34 protein-coding genes and 5 pseudogenes are annotated in these 20,967 nt (G+C 43.6%); 17 read left to right on the top strand and 22 right to left on the bottom strand.

The features are described 5' to 3' along the window. Positions 1-72: 72 nt before the first annotated feature. The 6 genes and pseudogenes from U5K35_RS07155 to U5K35_RS07130 all read left to right on the top strand — a co-directional run bounded on the left by U5K35_RS07155 (position 73) and on the right by U5K35_RS07130 (position 3,722). Entirely contained in the window at positions 73-351 is a 279-nt protein-coding gene (locus tag U5K35_RS07155; protein ID WP_322570777.1) for a hypothetical protein, read from the top strand. Continuing rightward, positions 338-616, top strand: coding sequence for a hypothetical protein (locus U5K35_RS07150; RefSeq protein ID WP_322570776.1), 279 nt, complete (start codon positions 338-340; stop codon positions 614-616). The genes U5K35_RS07155 and U5K35_RS07150 overlap by 14 nt, the downstream gene beginning before the upstream one ends. Positions 617-779: 163 nt before the next feature. Then, a pseudogene (gene dut, locus U5K35_RS07145) lies at positions 780-1,228 on the top strand (dUTP diphosphatase). Positions 1,229-1,432: 204 nt separating this feature from the next. Next, complete coding sequence (locus tag U5K35_RS07140; RefSeq protein ID WP_322570774.1) at positions 1,433-1,966, top strand: MFS transporter; 534 nt, start codon at positions 1,433-1,435, stop codon at positions 1,964-1,966. A 136-nt stretch (positions 1,967-2,102) separates the two neighbouring features. After that, entirely contained in the window at positions 2,103-2,606 is a 504-nt protein-coding gene (locus tag U5K35_RS07135) for a hypothetical protein (RefSeq protein WP_322570773.1), read from the top strand. A 360-nt stretch (positions 2,607-2,966) separates the two neighbouring features. Further along, positions 2,967-3,722 (top strand): hypothetical protein, encoded by a 756-nt coding sequence (locus tag U5K35_RS07130; protein WP_322570772.1) that lies wholly within the window; start codon positions 2,967-2,969, stop codon positions 3,720-3,722. A gap of 134 nt (positions 3,723-3,856) precedes the next feature. Here U5K35_RS07130 and U5K35_RS07125 read toward each other — a convergent pair whose 3' ends face one another. From U5K35_RS07125 to U5K35_RS07035, 19 genes and pseudogenes are all read right to left on the bottom strand, one after another. Further along, a complete protein-coding gene (locus U5K35_RS07125; protein WP_322570771.1) occupies positions 3,857-4,282 on the bottom strand; it encodes a T9SS type A sorting domain-containing protein in 426 nt (141 codons plus the stop codon). Further along, on the bottom strand, positions 4,279-4,632 hold the full coding sequence (locus tag U5K35_RS07120; RefSeq protein ID WP_322570770.1) for a CHRD domain-containing protein: 354 nt from the start codon (positions 4,630-4,632) through the stop codon (positions 4,279-4,281). Before U5K35_RS07120 ends, U5K35_RS07125 begins: the two co-directional genes overlap by 4 nt. A 7-nt stretch (positions 4,633-4,639) precedes the next feature. Beyond that, a complete protein-coding gene (locus U5K35_RS07115) occupies positions 4,640-5,056 on the bottom strand; it encodes a CHRD domain-containing protein (RefSeq protein WP_322570769.1) in 417 nt (138 codons plus the stop codon). Beyond that, entirely contained in the window at positions 5,037-5,600 is a 564-nt protein-coding gene (locus U5K35_RS07110) for a CHRD domain-containing protein (protein WP_322571748.1), read from the bottom strand. The genes U5K35_RS07115 and U5K35_RS07110 overlap by 20 nt, the downstream gene beginning before the upstream one ends. Next, the gene (locus U5K35_RS07105) at positions 5,546-6,142 is read right to left on the bottom strand and encodes a CHRD domain-containing protein (RefSeq protein WP_322570768.1); all 597 of its coding nucleotides are present in this window, start codon (positions 6,140-6,142) and stop codon (positions 5,546-5,548) included. The genes U5K35_RS07110 and U5K35_RS07105 overlap by 55 nt, the downstream gene beginning before the upstream one ends. A gap of 399 nt (positions 6,143-6,541) precedes the next feature. After that, on the bottom strand, positions 6,542-7,039 hold the full coding sequence (locus U5K35_RS07100) for an anti-sigma factor (RefSeq protein ID WP_322570767.1): 498 nt from the start codon (positions 7,037-7,039) through the stop codon (positions 6,542-6,544). 116 nt (positions 7,040-7,155) lie between these two features. After that, the gene (locus U5K35_RS07095) at positions 7,156-7,335 is read right to left on the bottom strand and encodes a hypothetical protein (RefSeq protein ID WP_322570766.1); all 180 of its coding nucleotides are present in this window, start codon (positions 7,333-7,335) and stop codon (positions 7,156-7,158) included. Then, on the bottom strand, positions 7,332-7,949 hold the full coding sequence (locus U5K35_RS07090) for a sigma-70 family RNA polymerase sigma factor (protein WP_322570765.1): 618 nt from the start codon (positions 7,947-7,949) through the stop codon (positions 7,332-7,334). The genes U5K35_RS07095 and U5K35_RS07090 overlap by 4 nt, the downstream gene beginning before the upstream one ends. 140 nt (positions 7,950-8,089) lie before the next feature. Continuing rightward, entirely contained in the window at positions 8,090-8,269 is a 180-nt protein-coding gene (locus U5K35_RS07085; RefSeq protein WP_322570764.1) for a hypothetical protein, read from the bottom strand. Next, a complete protein-coding gene (locus U5K35_RS07080) occupies positions 8,256-8,825 on the bottom strand; it encodes a hypothetical protein (RefSeq protein ID WP_322570763.1) in 570 nt (189 codons plus the stop codon). Before U5K35_RS07080 ends, U5K35_RS07085 begins: the two co-directional genes overlap by 14 nt. A 223-nt stretch (positions 8,826-9,048) precedes the next feature. Next, on the bottom strand, positions 9,049-9,441 hold the full coding sequence (locus tag U5K35_RS07075) for a hypothetical protein (protein ID WP_322570762.1): 393 nt from the start codon (positions 9,439-9,441) through the stop codon (positions 9,049-9,051). Continuing rightward, the gene (locus tag U5K35_RS07070) at positions 9,441-9,833 is read right to left on the bottom strand and encodes a DUF255 domain-containing protein (protein WP_322570761.1); all 393 of its coding nucleotides are present in this window, start codon (positions 9,831-9,833) and stop codon (positions 9,441-9,443) included. Before U5K35_RS07070 ends, U5K35_RS07075 begins: the two co-directional genes overlap by 1 nt. A 58-nt stretch (positions 9,834-9,891) precedes the next feature. After that, positions 9,892-9,993: pseudogene (locus U5K35_RS07065) on the bottom strand (DUF255 domain-containing protein); the annotation flags it as partial. Between the two features lie 19 nt (positions 9,994-10,012). After that, a pseudogene (locus U5K35_RS07060) lies at positions 10,013-10,069 on the bottom strand (hypothetical protein); the annotation flags it as partial. Further along, complete coding sequence (locus tag U5K35_RS07055) at positions 10,066-10,509, bottom strand: methylglyoxal synthase (protein WP_416221616.1); 444 nt, start codon at positions 10,507-10,509, stop codon at positions 10,066-10,068. The gene U5K35_RS07055 and the pseudogene U5K35_RS07060, both read right to left, overlap by 4 nt. A gap of 341 nt (positions 10,510-10,850) precedes the next feature. Then, the gene (locus U5K35_RS07050; protein ID WP_322570759.1) at positions 10,851-11,516 is read right to left on the bottom strand and encodes an adenylate/guanylate cyclase domain-containing protein; all 666 of its coding nucleotides are present in this window, start codon (positions 11,514-11,516) and stop codon (positions 10,851-10,853) included. 275 nt (positions 11,517-11,791) lie between these two features. Next, positions 11,792-11,938 carry a hypothetical protein gene (locus tag U5K35_RS07045; RefSeq protein ID WP_322570758.1) on the bottom strand — a complete coding sequence of 49 codons (147 nt, stop codon included), beginning with the start codon at positions 11,936-11,938 and terminating at the stop codon, positions 11,792-11,794. 25 nt (positions 11,939-11,963) lie between these two features. Next, positions 11,964-12,167 (bottom strand): DUF5939 domain-containing protein, encoded by a 204-nt coding sequence (locus U5K35_RS07040; protein WP_322570757.1) that lies wholly within the window; start codon positions 12,165-12,167, stop codon positions 11,964-11,966. Positions 12,168-12,513: 346 nt separating this feature from the next. After that, positions 12,514-12,723 (bottom strand): hypothetical protein, encoded by a 210-nt coding sequence (locus tag U5K35_RS07035; protein ID WP_322570756.1) that lies wholly within the window; start codon positions 12,721-12,723, stop codon positions 12,514-12,516. 130 nt (positions 12,724-12,853) lie between these two features. Here U5K35_RS07035 and ndk point away from each other — a divergent pair, with 130 nt between their 5' ends. The 4 genes from ndk (at position 12,854) to U5K35_RS19600 (ending at position 14,422) form a co-directional block, all read left to right on the top strand. After that, positions 12,854-13,285 carry a nucleoside-diphosphate kinase gene (gene ndk / locus U5K35_RS07030; RefSeq protein ID WP_322570755.1) on the top strand — a complete coding sequence of 144 codons (432 nt, stop codon included), beginning with the start codon at positions 12,854-12,856 and terminating at the stop codon, positions 13,283-13,285. A gap of 240 nt (positions 13,286-13,525) precedes the next feature. Then, entirely contained in the window at positions 13,526-13,834 is a 309-nt protein-coding gene (locus U5K35_RS07025; protein ID WP_322570754.1) for an exo-beta-N-acetylmuramidase NamZ domain-containing protein, read from the top strand. Then, positions 13,818-14,042 carry an exo-beta-N-acetylmuramidase NamZ domain-containing protein gene (locus U5K35_RS07020; RefSeq protein ID WP_322570753.1) on the top strand — a complete coding sequence of 75 codons (225 nt, stop codon included), beginning with the start codon at positions 13,818-13,820 and terminating at the stop codon, positions 14,040-14,042. The genes U5K35_RS07025 and U5K35_RS07020 overlap by 17 nt, the downstream gene beginning before the upstream one ends. Before the next feature lie 32 nt (positions 14,043-14,074). Continuing rightward, positions 14,075-14,422, top strand: a complete 348-nt coding sequence (locus U5K35_RS19600) for a hypothetical protein (RefSeq protein ID WP_416221595.1) — start codon at positions 14,075-14,077, stop codon at positions 14,420-14,422. Between the two features lie 152 nt (positions 14,423-14,574). On the opposite strand, the gene U5K35_RS07015 is transcribed toward U5K35_RS19600, so the two are convergent. The 3 genes and pseudogenes from U5K35_RS07015 to U5K35_RS07005 form a co-directional block, all read right to left on the bottom strand. Further along, the gene (locus U5K35_RS07015) at positions 14,575-14,781 is read right to left on the bottom strand and encodes a TrmH family RNA methyltransferase (protein ID WP_322570752.1); all 207 of its coding nucleotides are present in this window, start codon (positions 14,779-14,781) and stop codon (positions 14,575-14,577) included. A gap of 107 nt (positions 14,782-14,888) precedes the next feature. Continuing rightward, positions 14,889-15,023 (bottom strand): hypothetical protein, encoded by a 135-nt coding sequence (locus U5K35_RS07010; protein ID WP_322571747.1) that lies wholly within the window; start codon positions 15,021-15,023, stop codon positions 14,889-14,891. 158 nt (positions 15,024-15,181) lie between these two features. Next, a pseudogene (locus U5K35_RS07005) lies at positions 15,182-15,328 on the bottom strand (hypothetical protein); the annotation flags it as partial. Positions 15,329-16,066: 738 nt separating this feature from the next. Here U5K35_RS07005 and U5K35_RS07000 point away from each other — a divergent pair. From U5K35_RS07000 to U5K35_RS06960, 7 genes and pseudogenes are all read left to right on the top strand, one after another. Further along, a complete protein-coding gene (locus U5K35_RS07000; RefSeq protein ID WP_322570751.1) occupies positions 16,067-16,231 on the top strand; it encodes a glycerophosphodiester phosphodiesterase in 165 nt (54 codons plus the stop codon). 72 nt (positions 16,232-16,303) lie between these two features. Then, positions 16,304-16,639, top strand: a complete 336-nt coding sequence (locus U5K35_RS06995) for a hypothetical protein (protein WP_322570750.1) — start codon at positions 16,304-16,306, stop codon at positions 16,637-16,639. A 226-nt stretch (positions 16,640-16,865) separates the two neighbouring features. Further along, a pseudogene (locus U5K35_RS06990) lies at positions 16,866-18,499 on the top strand (CTP synthase). Between the two features lie 76 nt (positions 18,500-18,575). Then, complete coding sequence (locus U5K35_RS06975) at positions 18,576-18,767, top strand: NUDIX domain-containing protein (RefSeq protein WP_322570746.1); 192 nt, start codon at positions 18,576-18,578, stop codon at positions 18,765-18,767. 315 nt (positions 18,768-19,082) lie between these two features. Next, the gene (locus U5K35_RS06970) at positions 19,083-20,201 is read left to right on the top strand and encodes an amidohydrolase (RefSeq protein ID WP_322570745.1); all 1,119 of its coding nucleotides are present in this window, start codon (positions 19,083-19,085) and stop codon (positions 20,199-20,201) included. Next, a complete protein-coding gene (locus U5K35_RS06965; RefSeq protein WP_322570744.1) occupies positions 20,182-20,553 on the top strand; it encodes an amidohydrolase family protein in 372 nt (123 codons plus the stop codon). The genes U5K35_RS06970 and U5K35_RS06965 overlap by 20 nt, the downstream gene beginning before the upstream one ends. After that, positions 20,511-20,738, top strand: a complete 228-nt coding sequence (locus U5K35_RS06960) for an amidohydrolase family protein (RefSeq protein WP_322570743.1) — start codon at positions 20,511-20,513, stop codon at positions 20,736-20,738. Before U5K35_RS06965 ends, U5K35_RS06960 begins: the two co-directional genes overlap by 43 nt. Positions 20,739-20,967: the final 229 nt, after the last annotated feature.

Below are 20,967 nucleotides of genomic sequence, written 5' to 3'. Positions count from 1 at the left end.
GTTATCATACTTACTCTCCCGTATGGCATCAGTCAGCATGATCTATCCCGCTGATGAAACGATCCTCCAACCATGGAAGATCTTTTTTCAGTGAAAGAAACCTTCCGCTATGAAGTGAAATACGGGCTTTTTAAACTGGGATGGGTAAATGTTGCAGCTGCTCGAGTGATTCGCTTGTATCAGGATCAGGAGCGCAAGCATATTTTGACGGAAATCGAGTCCAATCCTTCTATTCCTTTTGTGGGAAATGAACTGGATCAATTTCACAGTCTCTTTTATGTGAATGAGGAAGGACTGCCGGTGGAAGTGAAATACTGGAAGGATAACGTTGATGAAAATGAATATCAATGAAATCGAATATTGGTTCGATCGTGATATCGGGAAGGTGTATTACAAAGAGGAAGATGACACCCGCGATACCCTTGATCTGGAAGACCCGGCTACATCAGGACATCTGATCTTTTATTTTTCGAGACTTTTTGCCGGAAGTGAAGAGGATTACAAACTGCCGGTTTATGTGACCAAGAAGAAGGGCTACATCTTCGGCCGAAAATTCCACTGGAAACAGAAAAGCGAAACTATGACGCTTTTGACGAGCCCGATTCATGGCGTATAAATTGATGGGACACTACAGAAAATATTGAAGGCCCTTTTGGTTTTTCAGGAGATTTCAGGGCCTGGTTTCTGGATGATGATCTGCGGGTGCCGCTGGAAGCCCGGGTCAAAGTACTTTGGGGAAATGTAATTGTTAGAATGATAGAATACACACGAGAAGAACTATGAAAAAGATACTGATCAAAAAACTGGAACATGCCAAAAAATTACCGCTACCCAACTACGAATCGGTTGCTGCGGCAGGCATGGATCTTCGCGCAGCCAATGGAAGCACCCGATCGTGATAGAACCGGGAGAACGAACGATGATCCCAACCGGATTGCAAATGGCGCTGCCGGAAGGGTATGAGGCTCAAATTCGTCCCCGCAGCGGATTGGCCATCAAAAACGGCATCACCATGCTGAACACTCCCGGCACCATTGATGCCGATTACAGGGGAGAGGTGAAGGTGATAGCTATCAATCACGGAGAAGATGATTTTGAGATCAGCCATGGCGACCGGATTGCACAAATGGTGATCGCTCCCGTAACGCAATTTCCGGTGGTTGAAGTTGATGAGCTTGATGAAACGGATCGCGGAGAAGGCGGGTTTGGAAGCACCGGTGTCAAGTGAATATGAATACTCAACATCGAACAGGTGAATATCCAACATTCTGAACTTTATTCATGTTTAGGCTGAAAGCTGAGCGCTGACAGCTGACAGCTTAAGCTATGCTAAAAAACCTCCGCCCGTATTTAACCCTCATCAAAGAAAACCACGATTTTCGCCGTCTTTGGCTGGCGCAGTCGGTATCTAATTTCGGGGATTGGTTTGGGCTTGCTGGCATTGTATGCCATCATCGGCCGATATTCGGATTCTGAATTTCTGCTGGGGCTGATCATTGTAGTAAAGATGCTGAGTCTGGCTTTTTTCTCACCTTTTGCAGGCTACCTGGCCGACCGTTTCAACCGTCGTATGCTGATGATCTGGTGTGATCTTTTTCGGGGAGTGGCTGTACTTGGAATCATTCTCGTTCAATCCGAATCTATGTTGTGGCTGGCCTATGTGCTAACGGCCATTCAGATGATGCTATCGGCTGTCTTTGAACCGGCTAAGACGTCCTCCATTCCTAATGTTACTTCGGAAGAAAACCTGACCAACGCCAACATTATCTCCACGGCAACCTGGAGCATCATCTTTACGACCGGAATGGCGATCGGAGGGTTTGCCACCGAATGGCTGGGAACCGATATGGTGCTGATCCTGGATTCGCTGACTTATGTGCTTTCGGCCTGGTTTGTGTATCGGGCGGTCATCCCGCAGCAAAGACTTATCCGAAGAAGAAATGTACCGAACCCGGAATCCATTTAAGGGTATTCAGAGAGGGCTTGAGTTATTTGTTTGAAAACCGGCATATCTTGACGTCCTTCGCTGGCAAAAGGAACTTCCACCGTCTTTTCTGGGCGGACTGGTTTACCTGCTCATCATTGTAAGTGAAGAAGTGCTGATGATGGGGAGTGTCGGTCTTGGTTTGCTGTATGCCGCCCGGGGATTTGGTACCGGAATCGGGCCAATTATCGGCCGGCGAATGTTCAGTGATGAAAAAGACTGGGTGAAGGTCATGGGACTGGCGATCACATTTTGCGGTTTGATGTATATGATCGTGGGCTTTGTGAACAGCCTGCCGCTGATGCTGATTTTTGTGCTGCTGGCCCATTCAGCATCCGGGGCGAACTGGGTCACAAGTACGGTACTCCTTCAAAAGCGAACTGTTGATACCTTCCGTGGACGAATCTTCAGTACAGAATGGCTGCTCTTTACCATCGGAAGTTCTATTTCAACGGTTATAGCTTCACTTATACTGGAAGCCGGACTGATGAATGTGAAATCGCTGATCATGGTATATGGAGGAATGATGGCGCTGGCCGGGATATTCTGGAGCTTCACCATCACCCAGAATGAAAAAATTTATCAGTCTCAGTTCAGAACTTCTGATCAAAGAAAACTTTAAATAAAGTGAAGAAGCGCAACGGATTCCAAGGGTGTTGTTTATTCTGAAAGAAAGCAATCCCTTGTATCTCTCGCAGAGGCTCGCTGATTCAATCGCAGAGTTTCGCTGATGATTATTTATCCAAATCTAGAGCCCATTTGAGTAACTCAGTGATATATTTTGCGAAAGTAAAATATTACCAACACCAACGTAGGTGGTCACTTTTTTAAATCCTGACACTTCAGGATATTATTGGTATTTATTGATCCTGCTCCGAATCTGATGAGGAAAATTGAAGGTTATCATTTTCGGGAAACAACTTGTACATTATCACGTTTAAAATCCATCATTCAACACAACTTTTATCTTAAATCTATGAATATGAAACGTTACTTAGCTACCGCATGTGTTTTGGTCGCAATGATCTGGAGCACCAATATTTACGCTCAGTTTGAAGGGCAAATTTCCATGAATTTATACAGTGAAGACAATGGAAATACCAAAGTCAATAAACTGAATATGTTCGCAACTTCAACCCGCATCATGATTCAGGGGGATGAAAACGTGAATTTTATGCAGGGGATGAGTACGGACGGGCTTCTGATTCGCAACGATATGAAAGATTTTGTGATCCTGACGGGAAGTAATCAGGCTCTTCAGGTAACCAAATCAGAAATTGAAGGATTGGTGGAAATGATGGCAAGCTGGAGTGGAGAATCCGAAAATGAAACTCCGACAGCCCCTGAAGTAAAACACGAGTTTTCTGACCGGACCGAAATCATGCTTGGCCTGGAAACAGCAGAGATGATAATTCGGGACAAAGATAACCCGGAAAAACATGTATCTGTTTGGCTGACGCCCGATGTAGATATAAATTGGGGCATGCTGGGCGAGGGTTGGAAAAATATGCCCGAAGTATCTGATCGCGAGCTAAATGGCGTGGTGCAGGATATCGTTTTTCAAGGCAAGAACTTTCCGCTGAAGATAGAAGCTGTTGATGGCGAAGAGCGAACTACGATCATGGAAGTAACCGACGTAAATCGTTCGAGCGTGGCCAAGGCCATGGTGGAGATCCCGTCAGGCACTACCCTGATGAGTTTCAAAGATTTTATGTTTCAGAAAATGATGGAATACTAAGATCAGTTTAAATCATAAAAAAGCCGGTTTCTTAACAGAGACCGGCTTTTTTTATGGGGTAAATGCGCGGATAAAAAAAAGGCTGATCCCCAATCATGGGAATCAGCCTCTTAGGGGTACATATGTATATCAGTCTACTTAATAAGCGTCATACGCTTGGTCGTTGTTTGGTTATTGGCCTCTAATCGGTAGATATAAATACCGGATGAGAGCGCACTGGCATCAAAATTGATGGTATGTTGACCGGCACTAAATCTGCCATTTGCAATGGTTGAGACTTCCTGTCCAAGCAGGTTATATACTTTTAGGGAAGCTTCACTGCCTTCAGCCAAACTAAAGGTGATGTTGGTAGTAGGATTAAATGGATTCGGATAGTTCTGATCTAATCCAAACTGAGTGGGATTATTGTCTAATTCTTCATTAGAAGTAACCATTCCACGTTCCAGATTTGCAGTCCTTGGTTCGCTCATTGCTTCATCACTGCCATCGGTTGCAATGACTCTATGATAAACGGTAGCAGAACCGCCAACATCTACTCCAGAGGTCTCCGAGGAGCTCATCGAGTGATACCAAAGTTGGTTTGGAAAGTAGTTTCGGAACCCACGTTGGCGTTAACCACGATGTTCTCAAAATCTGCATCGGTAGCAAGCTGCCAGATATACGCAATGTTATTACCATTGGTGTCGGTAGCTGCTTCCCAGGTGGCTTCAAATGTAGTTGATGCTTCCCCTTCAAGTGAAAGCGTGGCATCATTGGCCGGTGAGGTTAACTCAGGCGCTCCCGGAGCAAAGTTAGCAGCCAGAAGAACTTGTCCGCGCAATTCTCCACTCTGGAAGTCAGCACTGTGAATATTCAGGTACATTTGTTCCTCAAAAAGTGCTGTAGTTTGATCATCGGTGAGGGAAAACATGTTCTGACTAGTATGCAAAAAAGCCGGTAGTATCACTATCTCCAAGGCTGATGTTGACCGGAATAGCTACACCGCCATTGGCATCAACTCCGCCAATATGTAAATGTCCACCGCCGGCAATATCAGTTGCCACAGCAGAACTCAATCCTGCAAAACCACCGCTTAGCATGATGTTTCCGTTGCTCATGAACTCAACAGACGCAGCTCCAAAAGCCGAACTCATAATAGGTTGTACTTCATGCCATCCGGATAGATTGGTATGAAAATAGGCGGTTGCATCACCCAGAACTTGTCCGCGGATCTCGCCACTTCCCACATCAACACTATGCACATTTACGTACATATTACGTGCAAAAAGAGCTGACTTTTGCTCGGCGGTCAGCGTGTACATGTTATCGGATACGTTATAAGTTCCGGCCATCATTTTCTGAATCAAGTGCAACATCCAGTGTGACTTCAACGCCACCGTTTTGTCCGGCATTGGCCATGTGAAGATGAGAACCAACTTCTGTATTGAAAGCAGATTCAAGTCCCATAAAAGAACCGGATACAACGAGCGTATCATTATGAACTTCAAGTACGGCTGCTCCCATAGCATCAGTCGCTACAGAAGGTACTTCATGACTTCCTGAAAGCTGTGCAAAAAAGGTGGTAGATGCGGCAGGCACTACTTGTCCTCTGAGCTCTCCACCGGCATAAGCCAGGGTATGAATGTTGGCGTACACCATACGATCCATCAAGGCTGATTTCTGATCGGCTGTAAGCTCAAAAGCGTTATCTGAGGCATAATATACGCCCGATAGATTGTCTTCTGAGACCGTGGCATTCAATGAAATGGCAACACCGCCATTTGAGCCTGCTGAACCAATATGCAGATGTGAACCACCGGCTATGCTAGCGTCAAATTCGTCCATCAATCCAGAAAAAGTACCGGATACGAAAAGAGAATCTCCCCGAAGTTCATACACCAAGAACCGCTGGCCATTGTTTTGGCTGAAGGGATCTCAAATGCTCCTGATAAATTTGAACGATAATAGGCATCTGATTCAGGCAACAGTTGTCCGCGTAATTCTCCGCCTGTGTAGTTTTCGGAGTGAATGTTCACGTACACTCCACGCATCATCAAGGTATCTACTTGTCCGTCAGATAAAGTGAAGGTATTGTTAGATGCTTCAAACATTCCGGCCGTTTCTCCATCAGCGGTAATAGAAAGTGGAAAAATGACGCCGCCATTTTCACCGGCCATTCCGGCATGAAGGTGGGCTCCACCGGCAATATTGGTTGCAATGGGGCTGCTAGCAGTCCTTCGAAAGAACCTTCGCACTGTGAGTTCATTTCCATCGAGTGTGGCGGTGACCATGCCGCTGGCCATGGAAGTGATTGCAGGAACTTCGTTGCTCCCGCTGAGTTGTGCTTCTAAGGTGGTTTGGGCATGCGCTTGGAAACTAAATCCAAAAAGCATCATGCAAAAACCAAATACCAAATATGGTAGCTTAGTTATTAACTTCATAATTATAGGTGTTTATTAACATTTATTACGTCCCAGATAGGACTATTTACTAAACACTACGAAGTATGAAGTGAACCGGATTGGTTTTAAATAAACTTGAATTCTAGAGATTATGATTGATGTAAATTGATCCTAAATGGCAATATGGTTTTAATGAATTATGGGTTTTGGGGATGGCTTGAAAATGGGCCGTAGGTCGGGCAGCTTGCCCGACTAGAATGAACCGGGATGAATATAAATATCCGGACAAGCTGTCCGGGCTACGTTTTTTGTCGAACTCAGGTTAAATGAAAAAAGCCTCCCGGATGAGAAGCTTTTATCTGTGCACGATTATGGAAAGAGTAGAGAAATGAACCTAAAAATCTGAGTTCAACAAACAGGTGCAAAAAGAAAAATAGATTACATATTTCCTAACAGGTACATGTCTCCGGTGGGTTGAGGCATTCCGCCTTTGGGCTCCATGGTGATGGCAAAAGCACCTTCGTCAGCGGAGGTCTGAAGCTGTTCGATCTTGAAAAAATTATCTTTTTGGGGATCATTCACGGCAAAGACGCCGGCGCTTATCGGCTGACCATTTACGATGATCCAAAGCTGGTAATCTTTATCGGATGGTACGGAAGGAAGGTTAGCGATCTGTAGCAAAGCCCGGCCGCCTTCTTTATCCCATACCACTTTTCCATATCCATTCGGACTCATGTCTTCCATGCCGGCCATCATTACAAGGTCTACCTCACGGGCCTCCAGGATGGTGAGTAGTTCTTCTTTGCGTTCCACCTCAGATTCCAAACGCTGAATAGTGGTTTGTTGCTCGGCTATAACTTCAGATTGTTGTTCAACTTCCTGCGATAAATTCTGTGTGTATAAAAACAGACCGGCAGAGATAAGGATAAAGATCAACAGAAGCCGCTAGCTGCAAAACGATACCAGGAAAGCTGATGCATATACGTGCCGATTGTTTCGGCTGACCTAATGGATTCTAAAAGGCGATCTTTCATGTTCGGCAGAGGGAGTAGTCATCCAGAGACAAGAGTGGCTATTTCAGCTGCTGTAGCTTGCAGATCATCACAGAGCTCGAGTTGTTCCTCGGTGGCATTTTCGAGCATGATCTTGAATTCACGCTCCTCATCCGGGCTCAACGCATTTAAAACGTAAGCGGAAGCAAGCTCTTCAAATTTGTTATTTTGGTTGTTCATCCTTTTAATTCTTTGCCTAAAATCTCTCTAAGTTTCATCATGCCATCCCGCATTCTGGTTTTAACAGTGCCAAGCGGAATATCAAATTCTTCGGCGATCTCGCTTTGACTCATTCCATTGAAATATGCTACTTGCAATACCTTTCGCTGTTTTGCCGAAATCTCAGCCAGCGCATTGTGAAGCCTTTTTGCCCTGTCGGTTAAAATAGTGTTTTCCAAAGGGTTTGTTTCCTCAGAATACAATGGATGAAATACATCTTCATCATTCAGGCTTACAGATTGCTTTTTTTGCTCTTTATATACTTTAGAACGGAGCCGATCTATGGATTTATTTCTTGTGAGGGAAACGATCCATGTATAAACGGTGCCTCGCTCTGTATCAAATTGCTCTGCTTTTTCCCAGATCGTTGTGAAAACTTCCTGTAAAATATCCTCCGATTCTTCTCTTTTTTTAAGGATGGATAAGATCAATCCAAAAAGCAGCCGGTAGTAGTTGTCATACAATTCTGAGAGAGCTGCGGTGTCCCTGGCTTTTATCCGAGCCATGAGTTCACGATCACGGTCCTCATCTTTTGTAAGAAATTTTCCAATTGTTGATATGAAAAAAAACAGCATAATGTTCTTATGATTGAGTACGCAATCAGCTACGTAACGGATTGGCTTGCTGCGTAAATTAGGTGGTCAATAAAAGAAAAAGGGCGGATTATGCCAACACTTTCTTTATTTCTGTATGTCCCGTAACGGGTTATGCACACCTAAAGTTCTTCGCAGACATATAAAGTGATGCGTCTTTCTTTTTTCTGTTGGGTTGATGTGTACCCGGCCATTTCAGAAATAGATTGCGGTTTTGTTTTCCGATCTACATGCATTACAGCAAACGGGGAAAACACGTTGCATACGGCTGAAAGCACCTCTTCAGCTTCATCTTGTTTCACCGATCAGGGAGATCTCTTTGGCATCAGCATTGAGAAATTGAATGGCCTGCATGCTTTGGGTAATACTGCTTCCCGAACGAATCAGGTCTACAGAAAAGGCTTTTCCAATCTGATCGGTGTATGACTCAAGTTCGGTGTTGCCCGTTAGTCGGCTCAGCCGGATGCAGTTCATCATGGACACTGAGTTGGCAGAAGGGATGGCGCCGTCATAGATCTGTTTTTGGCGGCCGTACACTTGGTCTTCATCTGCAATACTGAGGTAAAATCCGCCGCTTTCTTCGTCCCAGAATTTTTCGATGAACTGCTGATTCCATTCCAGGCTCTTTTCCAGGTAGTGCGGCTTAAAAGTAGCTTGATACAGCTCAATTCCCGCCCAGATCAGGAAGGCGTGATCATCGGCCATGGCCGTAATTCCGGCCTCTTCATCCATATAGCGATGCAATAATTCCTCATCTTTGATAAGATGTTCTTCCAAAAACCGGAACGCATTTTCAGCCAGCCCGGTAAATTCTTTTTCCTGAAATACAAAGCCCGCCTTGGCAAGTGCCGCGATCATCAGGGCATTCCAGTCGGTCAGGATCTTTTCATCCCGAAGTGGACGAATGCGATCTTCCCGATCCTGAAATAACTGTTTGCGAATATTTTTAAACCACTGAGCTTCATCTTTATCTAAGGATTTTTTCAGGTGAGGAATATTTTTACCGGATCGCTGCTTTGTGGCTTCGTCCTCAAAATTTCCTTCTTCCGTGATCCCAAATAGCTCAATGAATTTTGAAGCCTCATTTCCGAGTAACTTCTTCTATTTCTGATTTTTCCCAAACGTAAAATTTCCCTTCTTCGCCTTCGCTGTCGGCATCTTCTGCGGAGTAAAATCCACCTTTTGGATGAAGCATTTCCCGCTTTACATATTCGGCAATCTCATAGACCGTTTGTTTAAAAATCGGTTTTTGTGTGATCTGCCAGGCTTCGGTGTAAGCCATCATAAGCAGGGCCTGATCGTACAGCATTTTCTCAAAATGGGGGAGCAGCCATTCCCGGTCGGTGGAATAGCGGTGAAACCCATAGCCCACATGATCCCAGATGCCGCCCAACCGCATGTGCTCCAGGGTATGTACCACCGCATGCAAAAACCGTTCATCTTCTTTCAAATACCACTGACGAAGCAGAAACATCAGGTTATGGGGACTGGGAATTTTGGGGCATTCACCAAATCCACCATGCTTTTGCATCGTAACGCGTTCAAAAGCTGTTCGGCTGCAAAATCGACGGCTTCTGTACCGGGAAATTGTCCGCTTTCAAATTCTTGTGATCTTGTAAATCCTTCCCGGATCTTAGCAGTTGCTTTTTTGACTCGCTGCGGTTCATTTTCCCACATGCCCTTCACCCCGGGAATGAGCTGCCTGAGTCCAATTCGGTTAAATCGCGCTTCTTTGGGCATATAGGTTCCGGCAAAAAAGGGTTCTTTGTCCGGCGTCATAATGATAGTAAGCGGCCATCCGCCCTGTCCGGTCAGCATTTGGCAGACCGTCATGTAGGTGCTGTCGATATCCGGACGTTCTTCCACGGTCCACTTTTACATTGATGAAAGCCTCGTTCATCAGTTCAGCAATTTCAGGATCTTCAAAACTTTCGTGCGCCATCACATGGCACCAGTGGCAGGTGGCATACCCAATGGAAAGAAAACACCGGTTTATTTTCTGCTTTGGCCTTTGCGAAAGCTTCATCACCCCAGGGATACCAATCCACGGGATTGTCGGCGTGTTGTTGTAGGTAGGGACTTTTTTCTTCGGCATAGTTTATTTGGCATCAAAATCTTTGTTAAACCGTTGACTGTAATCTACAATAAAGCGGTCGTATTTGGTTTTCATGAGGGGAGAAGTGATCAGAAAATCGGCTGAAGAGCGATTGCAGGCCATCGGAATGTTGTACACAATACTAATACGCTGAAGGGCCTTTACATCCACATCATGCGGCTGGGCTTGCAGTGGATCCCAGAAAAAGATCATCACGTCAATTTCATTCTGAACAATAGCAGTTCCAATTTGAAGATCGCCGCCAAGCGGACCACTTTTGAAAGTGAAAACCGGGAGATCCAATTTTTCAGCAACTAACGATCCGGTGGTACCTGTACCGAAAAGGTTATGATCAGATAGATGTTCGCGATTGTATTTGGCCCAATCCAGTAAATCCGGTTTACGATGATCATGGGCGATAAGAGCGATGTTTTTTGTCGGCTTCATGGGCTGAACGGTATCAGCAATAGAAGGATCAATTTTTTTGGCAGACATAATGTTAATATTCGTTTGAATGTGAGTGAGTAGCGTCTAAAGATGCGAAGCCCAAAGCAATTATAAAAGCATTATAAAGCAAGAATTTGGGATGGTAGCGTTTCTAATTTAGCTTTTATTTCAATTCGCTAACCTTACCATCTTTAAAAGCGTGTATTGGCGCTGGAACCAATGTTCCTTTGGAGGGCGAGAGCAGCTTGCTGCTACTTCAATGAAGGATTCATGCCAATTGCTTGGCTATTCACTCCATCAAAGAAGACTAACTGTAACACGTGTCACGCAAACCTGCAACCCTAAATAACCAAACGCATTGGCGGACGTTCGAGACGTATCTGCTTCACCTTAAATTCCTCTTCGTCAAAGCCTTTCAGCTCTTTCATGGCTTTCTTTAACAAAGAAGGTTTTCTGAGTTTTTCTCCAGATACAAGTTGCACATCGGGATGATTGAATACCGCTTCTGAAACCATGATTTCCTTTTCAGAAGCAATATCAACCAGCCGGGAGGCGATGTTCACGGTAGTCCCAAAATAGTCAATGCGTCCGTTTAGGTTTACGGCTGTACAATCTCCATAATGGATGCCGGCTTTGATCTTGAATGCCTCGCCAACCGATGAGGAAGTGGTAAATATTTGCTGAATTCGCTGAACGGCCTTTAAGGCAGAAACCGGTTCCCAGAAAACCGCCATCACCGAATCGCCGATGGTTTTTACAATACCGCCACGCTCCTCAGCAACAATCTGCTCGATAATCTTAAAGTGCCCCATAACGCGTCCAATGGCCGATTCATCTCCTTCCTGCACATATAATTCGGTAGAATTCATCAGATCGGTGAACAACATAGTTACTTCAGAGGCCTGTACTTTGCTGGTATCCTTCAAAGTCTCTTTGGCAAACAGCGTCTTGAAGTCGGGTGAGGAGCTCACTTCACTGGCATAAATAGCCTCTGATTTCCAGTTCATTTTATCTACAAAACAGACCGCTTTTTTTGAGGAGTGATTCCTGATAATCAAGATTGGGGTATTGGAAATAGTGATTTCCTGTCTGCTCGAATTTCCTCATCGCTGATATAGCAATACTGATGTTATCGTGCCCATCTTCCCGAACATGTAAAATGAGATGCCCCTCGTGATTATGCGTTCTAAAAAGATAGGTGCCTTCCTCCAGTTCAAGCTGTGGATAGCGATCTCTCGCCAATCACCAATATATTGCTGAAGTACGCGGTGAGCTTTTGGAGTCAGGTGCCGCCCAGGCAATATTTTTTATCGGAGATCTTGCGAATCAGCGGATGGGGTTTGAAGACCAGATGCATGTTTCGGTTGAAATCCATGGTATAGTCCGCTTCACAATCTTCACAAAAAAGATGAACGCGAGCTTCCATCATTTTACGGAAATGATGTTTGGGAGATTTACATTTCGGGCAGCACACATCCCAGCCCAAAATCTAAGAGATCCAGTTTTGCTGCATGTAGAAAAACGTTGAGTACGGAGAACTTTTTCTCCCCCCAATATTCAGCAAGGGCATAGGGGTGAATACGTTCGAGGTCTTCATCTTCTGCATAGGTAATGAGCTCAATCAACCGATTTACAATCCGTTTTCGTTTGCAATGCATCAATCAGTTCCTGCTTTAAACTTTTGAGATCTTTCGATTTGCTCCCCGCACCAGTCTTGTTTGATTTTAGTGACTTCATAAGGCTTCAACTCCTTTGCTCACAGCTTTCATCAACTTGTTTGAAGATACTTGGTAAGTCGGCGTTTAATGAAATACTCCGTATAAAGTTTAATCAGGTAAGAAAAGCAACTATACTGGAGGGATGAATATTTACTCGAATGTAAAGTGATAGTACCGTTTTCGGTATGGAATCGATTCACTGAAATAGAAATATGTTTGAGTGGACCTACTTTATAATGCCGTTTTACACTTCCAGCGAAATGGTTCTTCCCATAAATAGGGTTCTTCAGTCCAGCGTTACATACGATTTTAGCTTATGGTGACTGAGCTCTAAAAATCCTTTTGGAATATTCCGCGATACCGAAGCCTGGGTGACAGGCGTAGCTCCGAGCTTTCGAAACAGGCGATTTGTGTCAGAAATATACGGCCATAACGTCTCCGGTGAGATCGCCAGATCAAACTTCCAATTATAAAACTGCTTTTGTCCTTCCTTCATGTTATCTAACCGAATAACTCTGTACTTACAAAAGTTCGAATCTTGATAAACGAACCCGTATCTTATCTGAATCACTATAATAGAGTTACTGAACACACTAAATGTTACAAAATTTTAATAAAGAATAATAATGGCTAAAGAAAGAACACTGACTATTTTAAAACCCGATTGTGTACGAAAAGGACTGATCGGAGAAGTTACCAAACGCATTCAAGAAGCTGGATTTAAGATTCTGGCAATGAAAATGACCCGCCTCACCAAAGATACCGCCGGCGGATTTTATGCCGTACACAAAGAGCGACCTTTTTATGATGAGCTGTGTGAATTTATGAGCAGCGGAGCTTGTGTGCCTATGATCCTGGAAAAAGAAAATGCAATCGAAGATTTCCGAGAATTTATTGGTGCTACCAATCCTGATGAAGCTGAAGAAGGAACCATCCGTGCCGACTTTGCCGACAGCGTTGGCGAAAACATTATTCACGGTTCTGATTCCGTGGAGAATGGAAAGATCGAAGCCAATTACTTTTTTGCAGAATCTGAAGTTGTAGCAAATCAGGCTTAATAAATTGGGGTAAACCCACTACTTTCAAGTCCCGTTTAGTTTTCTAAGCGGGACTTTTTTATATCTGTTAATTCAAATAAGGACCATGAAAGTATTCCTGTCTCGCAGTATTCACTGTTATTTCTTTCTTTGGGGATGTGAGGCGTCAGCCACAAAATCAGAGCGGAAGTAAAAACCGGGGCAGAAGTCTTACTGGATAATCATCTTGCTGAACTGGAAGGGAAAAGAGTGGGGCTTCTCATGAATCCAACTTCCCGCGTTGATGGGATTCATATGCTGGATACTTTGATGAATCTTGGGGTGAATATTACTGCACTTTTTGCGGCCGAACACGGATTTCGGGGACAAGCAGGGGCCGGAGAAAAAATTGAAGACGGCATTGATCAGGAAACAGGGATTCCGGTGTATTCGCTGTACGGTTCAACCCGAAAACCAACTGCAGAAATGTTGGAAAATGTAGATATAATCCTGCTTGATCTTCCGGATATGGGGCGTCCGTTTTTACACCTACAATGCTACCATGGGATTGGTGATGGAGGCTGTGGCTGAAAATGGAAAGGAGCTATGGATTTTAGATCGTCCCAATCCACTTGGGGGAGAGTATGTGGCCGGCTGGATCCTGGAGGAAGAGTATAAATCGTTTGTGGGTTTATATCCCATCCCCATTGCATACGGACTGACGATGGGAGAGATCGCAAAACTTGCTGTGGGAGAAGGATATCTTGGAGTTGACATGCAGAGCCAAATTTCAGAGTAATTAGAAGTACAAGGGCTGGGAACGAAATATGCATGTGGCCTGAAACCGGCTTGGAATGGATCCCGCCATCGCCAAATCTACCATCATTTGAGCATGTTTTCGCCTATGTGGGCACGGTTATTATTGAAGGGACGAATTTATCTGAAGGAAGGGGAACTCGAGAATCCCTTTTTACAGATTGGGTCCCCAACTTTGAACGTTCATCAACATCGGCGTTACAGAAATCTTGCAGCAAAAGCATAATGTTCAACTTGATCCCGTTTCATTCACTCCAAAATCAATTCCAGGAATGGCTATCGAATCCTAAATGGGAAGGACAAACATGTCACGGAGTCCGGAAATTTCTTTTGATGGAGATTATGCTCAAACCGATCCACTAGAACTTGGTATTGATCTGTTGAAATATGCCCAAAAACACGACCCCAATTTTGAGATCAAGCTCGTTTGCCAATAATCTATTTGGTATCGATTTGAGAGATATTATTGAAGAACAGCAAAATAATCCCGGATTGGAATACGGATGTGAATCTCTTTAAAGGAAGCTAAGAACTGATATTTGTTGTACGAGTAGATCAGCCTTCTTTCTCGTCATCCATTCATAACTGACCAATGCTGCACTTACCGAGGCATTCAGCGATTCCACTTTATTCGCCATGGGAATATTGAATGAGCGAAATCGCAGCGCTTTAACGTTAGCGGGATGAATACCTTCGCCTTCACTGCCAATTAAAAACGCCAATAGGTTGATTCAAGATCGGCTTCCCACAGGGTTTGTTTAGCGTTCCCATCTAATCCAACCATTGAAAATCCGGTGGCTTTTAGATCTTTGAATAGCCTTGGTTCAAATTATGTACCCTGAATAATGGGAATACGTCCGGCAGTTCCTGCAGAAGTTTTGAAAACGGTAGCATTAACCGGAGCCTGATTTTGCATAGGAATGATGACGGCTTCAATGCCGGCAGCCGCTGCGGAGCGTAAAATAGCTCCAAAATTATGAGGGTCTTCAATTCCATGTAAAAGTAAAATACGGCAGGATTTTTGGAGAGTACCAGCGTTTCAACCCAATCAAAAAATCGGGTGTATTGGGCAGCACTGATCTGAGCAACAAATCCCTGGTCGTTTACTTTGCCAACCAGGCTGTAAATTTTGGCCCCGGTAACCTTAACGAGGGGAACCTCGTTTTTAGTTGAAAGCTCATTGATATTTTGGTAAGAAGATGGTTTTAAATTGCTCTTGACGTAAATTTTGTCAATTTCGCCCGGTCGGTTTTCGAAGGGCTTCTTCAACAGGATTCCTTCCGTAGATAAAAAAGTTTTCAGATTTTGTCATAAATAATTTTAAAGTCGTTTTACTTTCATTATAATAAATGAGTGTTGAAGGTTAGGTTAGCTAAAAAATAAAGGACATGTTCGAAGAAGAGAAACATAAAAATCCAATTGTTAGCGATGGGTCGAAGCAGTTCAACTTAACCAATCGCAATGCCACCGGGATATCTGACTTTATGCGATCGAAGTGCATTCCATTAATGGGTTGCATTTTTTATCTGCTTTAAGTCAGATTTTTTTAGGAACATCCGTGGTAGCGCTTTCATTAATTAATAGTATCAAGCCTATATGGTTGGCAACTGTAATGACGGTATTTGGTAGTATCACAACTATGATCGGTCTTATACTTTATGTATAATACAATTACAAAATCAGGAGCCTTTGATTCGTTATTACAAAAAGCTATTAAACGTGTGATAAGTTCACAAAATTAATACTGATTGTTAATTTCGTTAAAATTGACGAAACAGCTTGCTGCAGGGGAAGTGTCTATGCCTTATAATTATGTATATTAATTATGAGCATCTAGATGCATTGAAGCGTTATTAATATTCTTATTGCGATTATTGTCGAGACTTCTAACTTAACAATCGATCAACTAAATGACGAATTTACCTGTTCAGCTATATTCCGATAATAGATGACGGTTTTGTTGTTATTGCTCATCGTGGAGCCAGCGCTTACTTCCCTGAAAATACTATGGCTGCATTTCAGGCTGCTTACGAAATGGGAGCTGAAATGATTGAGCTGGATGTTACACTAACCAAAGATGGAATTCCAATAGCTATACATGATGAAGATACTTGCATCGAACCACAAATGGAACCGGTAAGGTATCTCAGAATTTACCTCAGAAGAACTTAAAGCAATTAGATGCCGGCAGTTGGGTTTGAGCAATGACTATCAAGGTGAACCACATTCCAACTCTTAGAAGAAGTGCTAGAATTTGCCAAAGACAAAATTGCTCTGAACATCGAAATTAAGCCGAAGCAGTTACTGATCTGTAAGCCAGGGGTGGGATTGAAGAAAAGGCGCTTGAGCTGGTTAATAAAGTATGATATGGAAGAATCATGTTTTATTCTCAAGTTTTCGATTATAGAGCCATTTCACACCTTAGAAGCATTGGATGTGAACATCTCAACCGCATTGTTGTATGAAAAAAATCAATCTGAACAACAGCTCTACCATCAGAGCTTGTCGCGCATTATAATGCTAATGCATTTAATTGCAGCTACCGACAGTTTTCAAAAACAATGGGCTAAGAAGAGCTAAAGGACAATAAATCTCCGTGTTTTTGTATATACAGTAAATAAGAAACGACCAGATGCGAAAAATGATAAACAGGGGGGCAAGCGGAATTTTTTCTGATAAACCGGATGTGTTAATACGAAGTTGTTGATAACATGTGGAAAACAAAATGAAATTTCACCTTATCTGAATTGAACAGGGTTGAGGAACCTCCTATATTTTACATCCATCAACTACACTCACATCCCGCATGTCCACCAAATATATTTTTGTAACGGGAGGAGTTACATCATCACTCGGTAAAGGTATAATCTGTGCATCTCTTGGCCGTCTATTGGTAGCTCAAGGTCTTAAAGTCACCATCCAAAAACTGGATCCATATATAAATGTGGATCCGGGAACTATGAATCCCTACGAACACGGGGAGGTTTATGTAACCGATGATGGGGCTGAAACAGATCTTGATCTTGGTCACTACGAGCGCTTTTTGGATATCACTACTTCTCAAAGCAACAACGTGACTACAGGCCGCATTTATTATGATGTGATCATGAAAGAACGGCAAGGTGCTTACCTGGGTAAAACCGTTCAGGTCATTCCGCATATCACAGATGAAATTCAGTCGCATGTTTTAAAACTGGGGCAATCCGGAGATTATGATGTGGTGATTATAGAAATTGGGGGTACGGTGGGTGACATTGAAAGTTTGCCTTATATAGAGGCTGTTCGTCAGTTACGTTATAATGTTGGGCGACAAAATACGCTTTCTATTCATTTAACGCTGGTGCCATATTTGGCAGCGGCAGGTGAGTTGAAAACAAAACCAACCCAGCACTCGGTAAAAACACTTTCTGAAAGTGGACTTCAACCCGATATTTTGGTTTGCCGATCTGAGCATCCTTTGGATGAGACCATTCGACGGAAAGTAGCTCAGTTCTGTAATGTGGATCTAGAAGATGTGATCGAGTCACTTGATGCCGAAAGCATATATGAAGTCCCGCTTTTGATGCAAAAAGAAGGACTTGATCAGCGTGTGATCAAAAAACTGAAGCTGAAAACCACGAAACCAAATCTGGATAATTGGATTGGTTTTGTCGAAGCTGTATGTAATCCATCCGGAGAGATAAACATTGCACTGGTCGGTAAATATGTTGAGCATCACGATTCCTATAAATCTATTGTAGAAGCTTTTATTCATGCCGGAGCTGTTAACGATTGTAAGGTCAACATAAAATGGGTGCAGTCTGATAACCTGACTCCTGAAAATGTGAAGGAAGAATTAAAGGATGTGGCTGGCGTGCTGGTTGCACCCGGATTTGGCGGCCGGGGCATAATCGGAAAATTAGCTGCAGTTGAATATGCAAGGACACAATAATATTCCATTTTTTGGAATTTGTCTGGGAATGCAGTGCGCGGTCATAGAATATGCGCGTAATGTTTGTGGCTGGGATAAAGCCAACAGCACCGAGTTCGATGAGAACACCGAACACCCCATTATCGATATTATGCATGACCAAAAGAATATTGAGAATATGGGCGGAACCATGCGGCTTGGAAAATATGCGTGTAAGCTTAAAAAAGGCTCCAAAGCTCACGAAGCTTACGGCGAAGAAGTAGTGGATGAGCGTCACCGTCACCGCTACGAAGTCAACAATAATCTTCGGTATAAACTAACTGAAAACGGTATGATATTGTCGGGTATGAACCCAGACCGTGATCTCGTTGAGAATTATTGAAATTCCGGATCATCCATGGTTTGTAGGAGTCCAGTTTCACCCCGAATTAAGAAGTACCGTAAATAATCCACAGCCTCTGTTTGTGGATTTTGTGAAAGCCAGTCTAAATATGCTAAATCGAACAAAACTCTACAAGTCTGTAAAATAAAGAAAAGGCACCAGCAGGTAAGTCATGAGCCCTGGCTACTGTAGAAAATCGCCTGCGCATTCGTTCGTGTGGGGTATTGATTGATGAAAATAAACTACTGTTGATCGAATTGCTTTCGCCTGTAACCAATAGTTGTGTTTGGCTTCCGCCGGGCGGAGAAGTGAATTTTGGCGAAACCCTTGAAGAGGCCCTTATCCGTGAATTTCAGGAAGAAACAGGATTGAGGGTATCGTGTAGAGCGAATGTTGGACGTCAATCAGGTTGTTAAAGCCTCCCATTCATGCAGTAGAAATATATCTTTTGGTGAACAGGGATAGGAGGGAAGCTTAGCCTTGGGAATTGATCCTGAGTTAGATTCGGATTCTCAAATACTCCGCAATATCGGTTTCTTCTCAAAAAATGAAGTTTCTGAAATGAATGTAGGTCCAGGCGGATTATTAGATACGCTGAACGCACTGCTGGATTAAGAAGTCGCGGTTACATTCATAATCCTTAACAACTTTAAATATCTAATCAAACGCTGATAGTTATCAAATGATATGCAATGCCTATATTGGCTAAAATTCTAAATCAAACTATGAATATGAATAAGCTACTGACTTTTTTATTAGTTATCGGAATTTCATTTTCGGCGTGTACCTCGTCAGAAAATGGAAAAGTTTTTGTTAATGCCAATGGATATACTTTCCAGGGAGACTCCCTCATTTCATTTAGTACGCTCGTTGTTAAAGACGGCAAAGTGGCTCAGATTGGTGATGCCGACGTAGCACAATCGGCCACAGGAGAAGTTATTGACCTGGAGGGGAAAACAGTTCTTCCCGGGTTGATAGATGCTCACGCACATGTAATGGGATTGGGTTTTCAAGAACTCAATATCAACATAGCTGGAATTGAGACGCTTGAAGCTACTCTAGATTCCATCAAAGCATATGCGGAGGCGAATCCGGAGTTGGAATGGATTCAGGGGCGGGGCTGGAATCAAACCCTGTGGCCTGAAAATGAATTTCCTACCGCTGCTGATCTGGATGAAGTGGTCCCTGATCGCCCGGTTTTTTTAACGCGGGTTGATGGCCACGCTGCCTGGACCAACACCAAAGCCATGGAAATGGCAAATATCAGCATGGATACGCCCGATCCACAGGGAGGAAAGATTATTCGAGACAACCGTGGTGAGGCAACCGGAGTATTTATTGATGCAGCAGATAATTACATCGCTGAAATCATCCCGGATCCCACCGACGAAGAGCGACGCTTGGCCTTTGAGCAAGCGCTGGCAAAAATGGCAAGCGAAGGACTCACATCCGTACATGATGCTGGAATTCCGGCCCAAACCTGGGAGCTATACAAGAATGTTGCGGATCAGGGAGAAATGATCACTCGTATTTATGCAATGATAGGCGGAACCGGGAATGACTTTGATGAACTTTCTAAAAATGGGCCTATCAATTCATACGCCAATGACCGACTTGCACTCCGAAGTGTGAAAATTTCTGCCGATGGAGCCTTAGGCAGTCGGGGAGCAGCTATGAAGGAACCTTATTCAGATGATCCCGGCAATCGTGGACTTCTTTTTTATGATCAGGAAGAACTCAATGATATGGTCGATAAATCGATCTCTAATGGGTATCAAACCAATATTCATGCTATTGGAGACCGAGCCAATGACGTGGTGCTGAATGCTTTTGAACAAGCCATCGAATGAGTATGGAGATCAGGGATTACGCCATCGTATTGAACATGCACAGATCGTTTCCCTGGAAGATATTCCAAGATTTAAAGAGCTTGATCTGATCGCTTCTATGCAGGCAACGCACGCCACCAGCGATATGAATATGGCGGAAGATCGTGTGGGTTCAGAGCGTATAAAAGGCGGATATGCCTGGCAGAAATTTTTGGATCAGGGTACGGTCATTGCCAATGGCTCAGATTTCCCGGTTGAACACGTAAATCCCTTTTTCGGATTGTATTCGTCTGTAACCCGTCAGGACCATGAGGGAAATCCACCGGAAGGATGGTATCCCGAAGAAGCGCTCAGCAGAGTGAAGAAACGCTGAGATCATTTACCATCGATGCCGCTTATGCCGCTCATCAGGAAGATGTGCTGGGAAGTTTAGAGGAAGGCAAATGGGCCGATTTCATCGTTATTGATCGGGATTTCTTTGAAGTGCCGGCCATTGAGATCTGGCAGACTGAAGTACTCCAAACCTGGGTAGCAGGCGAGAAAGTGTATGAGCAATAGAAAATTTCTTTGTTCATATTATTAACATCAGTTCGATTTAAATAATGGTACTTGAAGGGCCTGGTGGTCATTTCGCAGCGTATGCCGAAATCTAATCAGTATCCAAGTATCAACAGTTGACTTACTGGCAAGAATAGGATTCCTGCCTTCGCAGGAATGACCTATACAGTTTTTTATTCTTTCTATATTTTTATAAATCGAATCAAACTAAGAGCAAGGCCGGGCAAAA

The organism is Rhodohalobacter sp., from assembly GCF_034521535.1.
Taxonomy (GTDB): Bacteria; Bacteroidota; Rhodothermia; order Balneolales; family Balneolaceae; genus Rhodohalobacter.
Note: the sequence above shows the minus strand (reverse complement) of the source record. Positions and strands in the feature narration are given on the sequence as shown.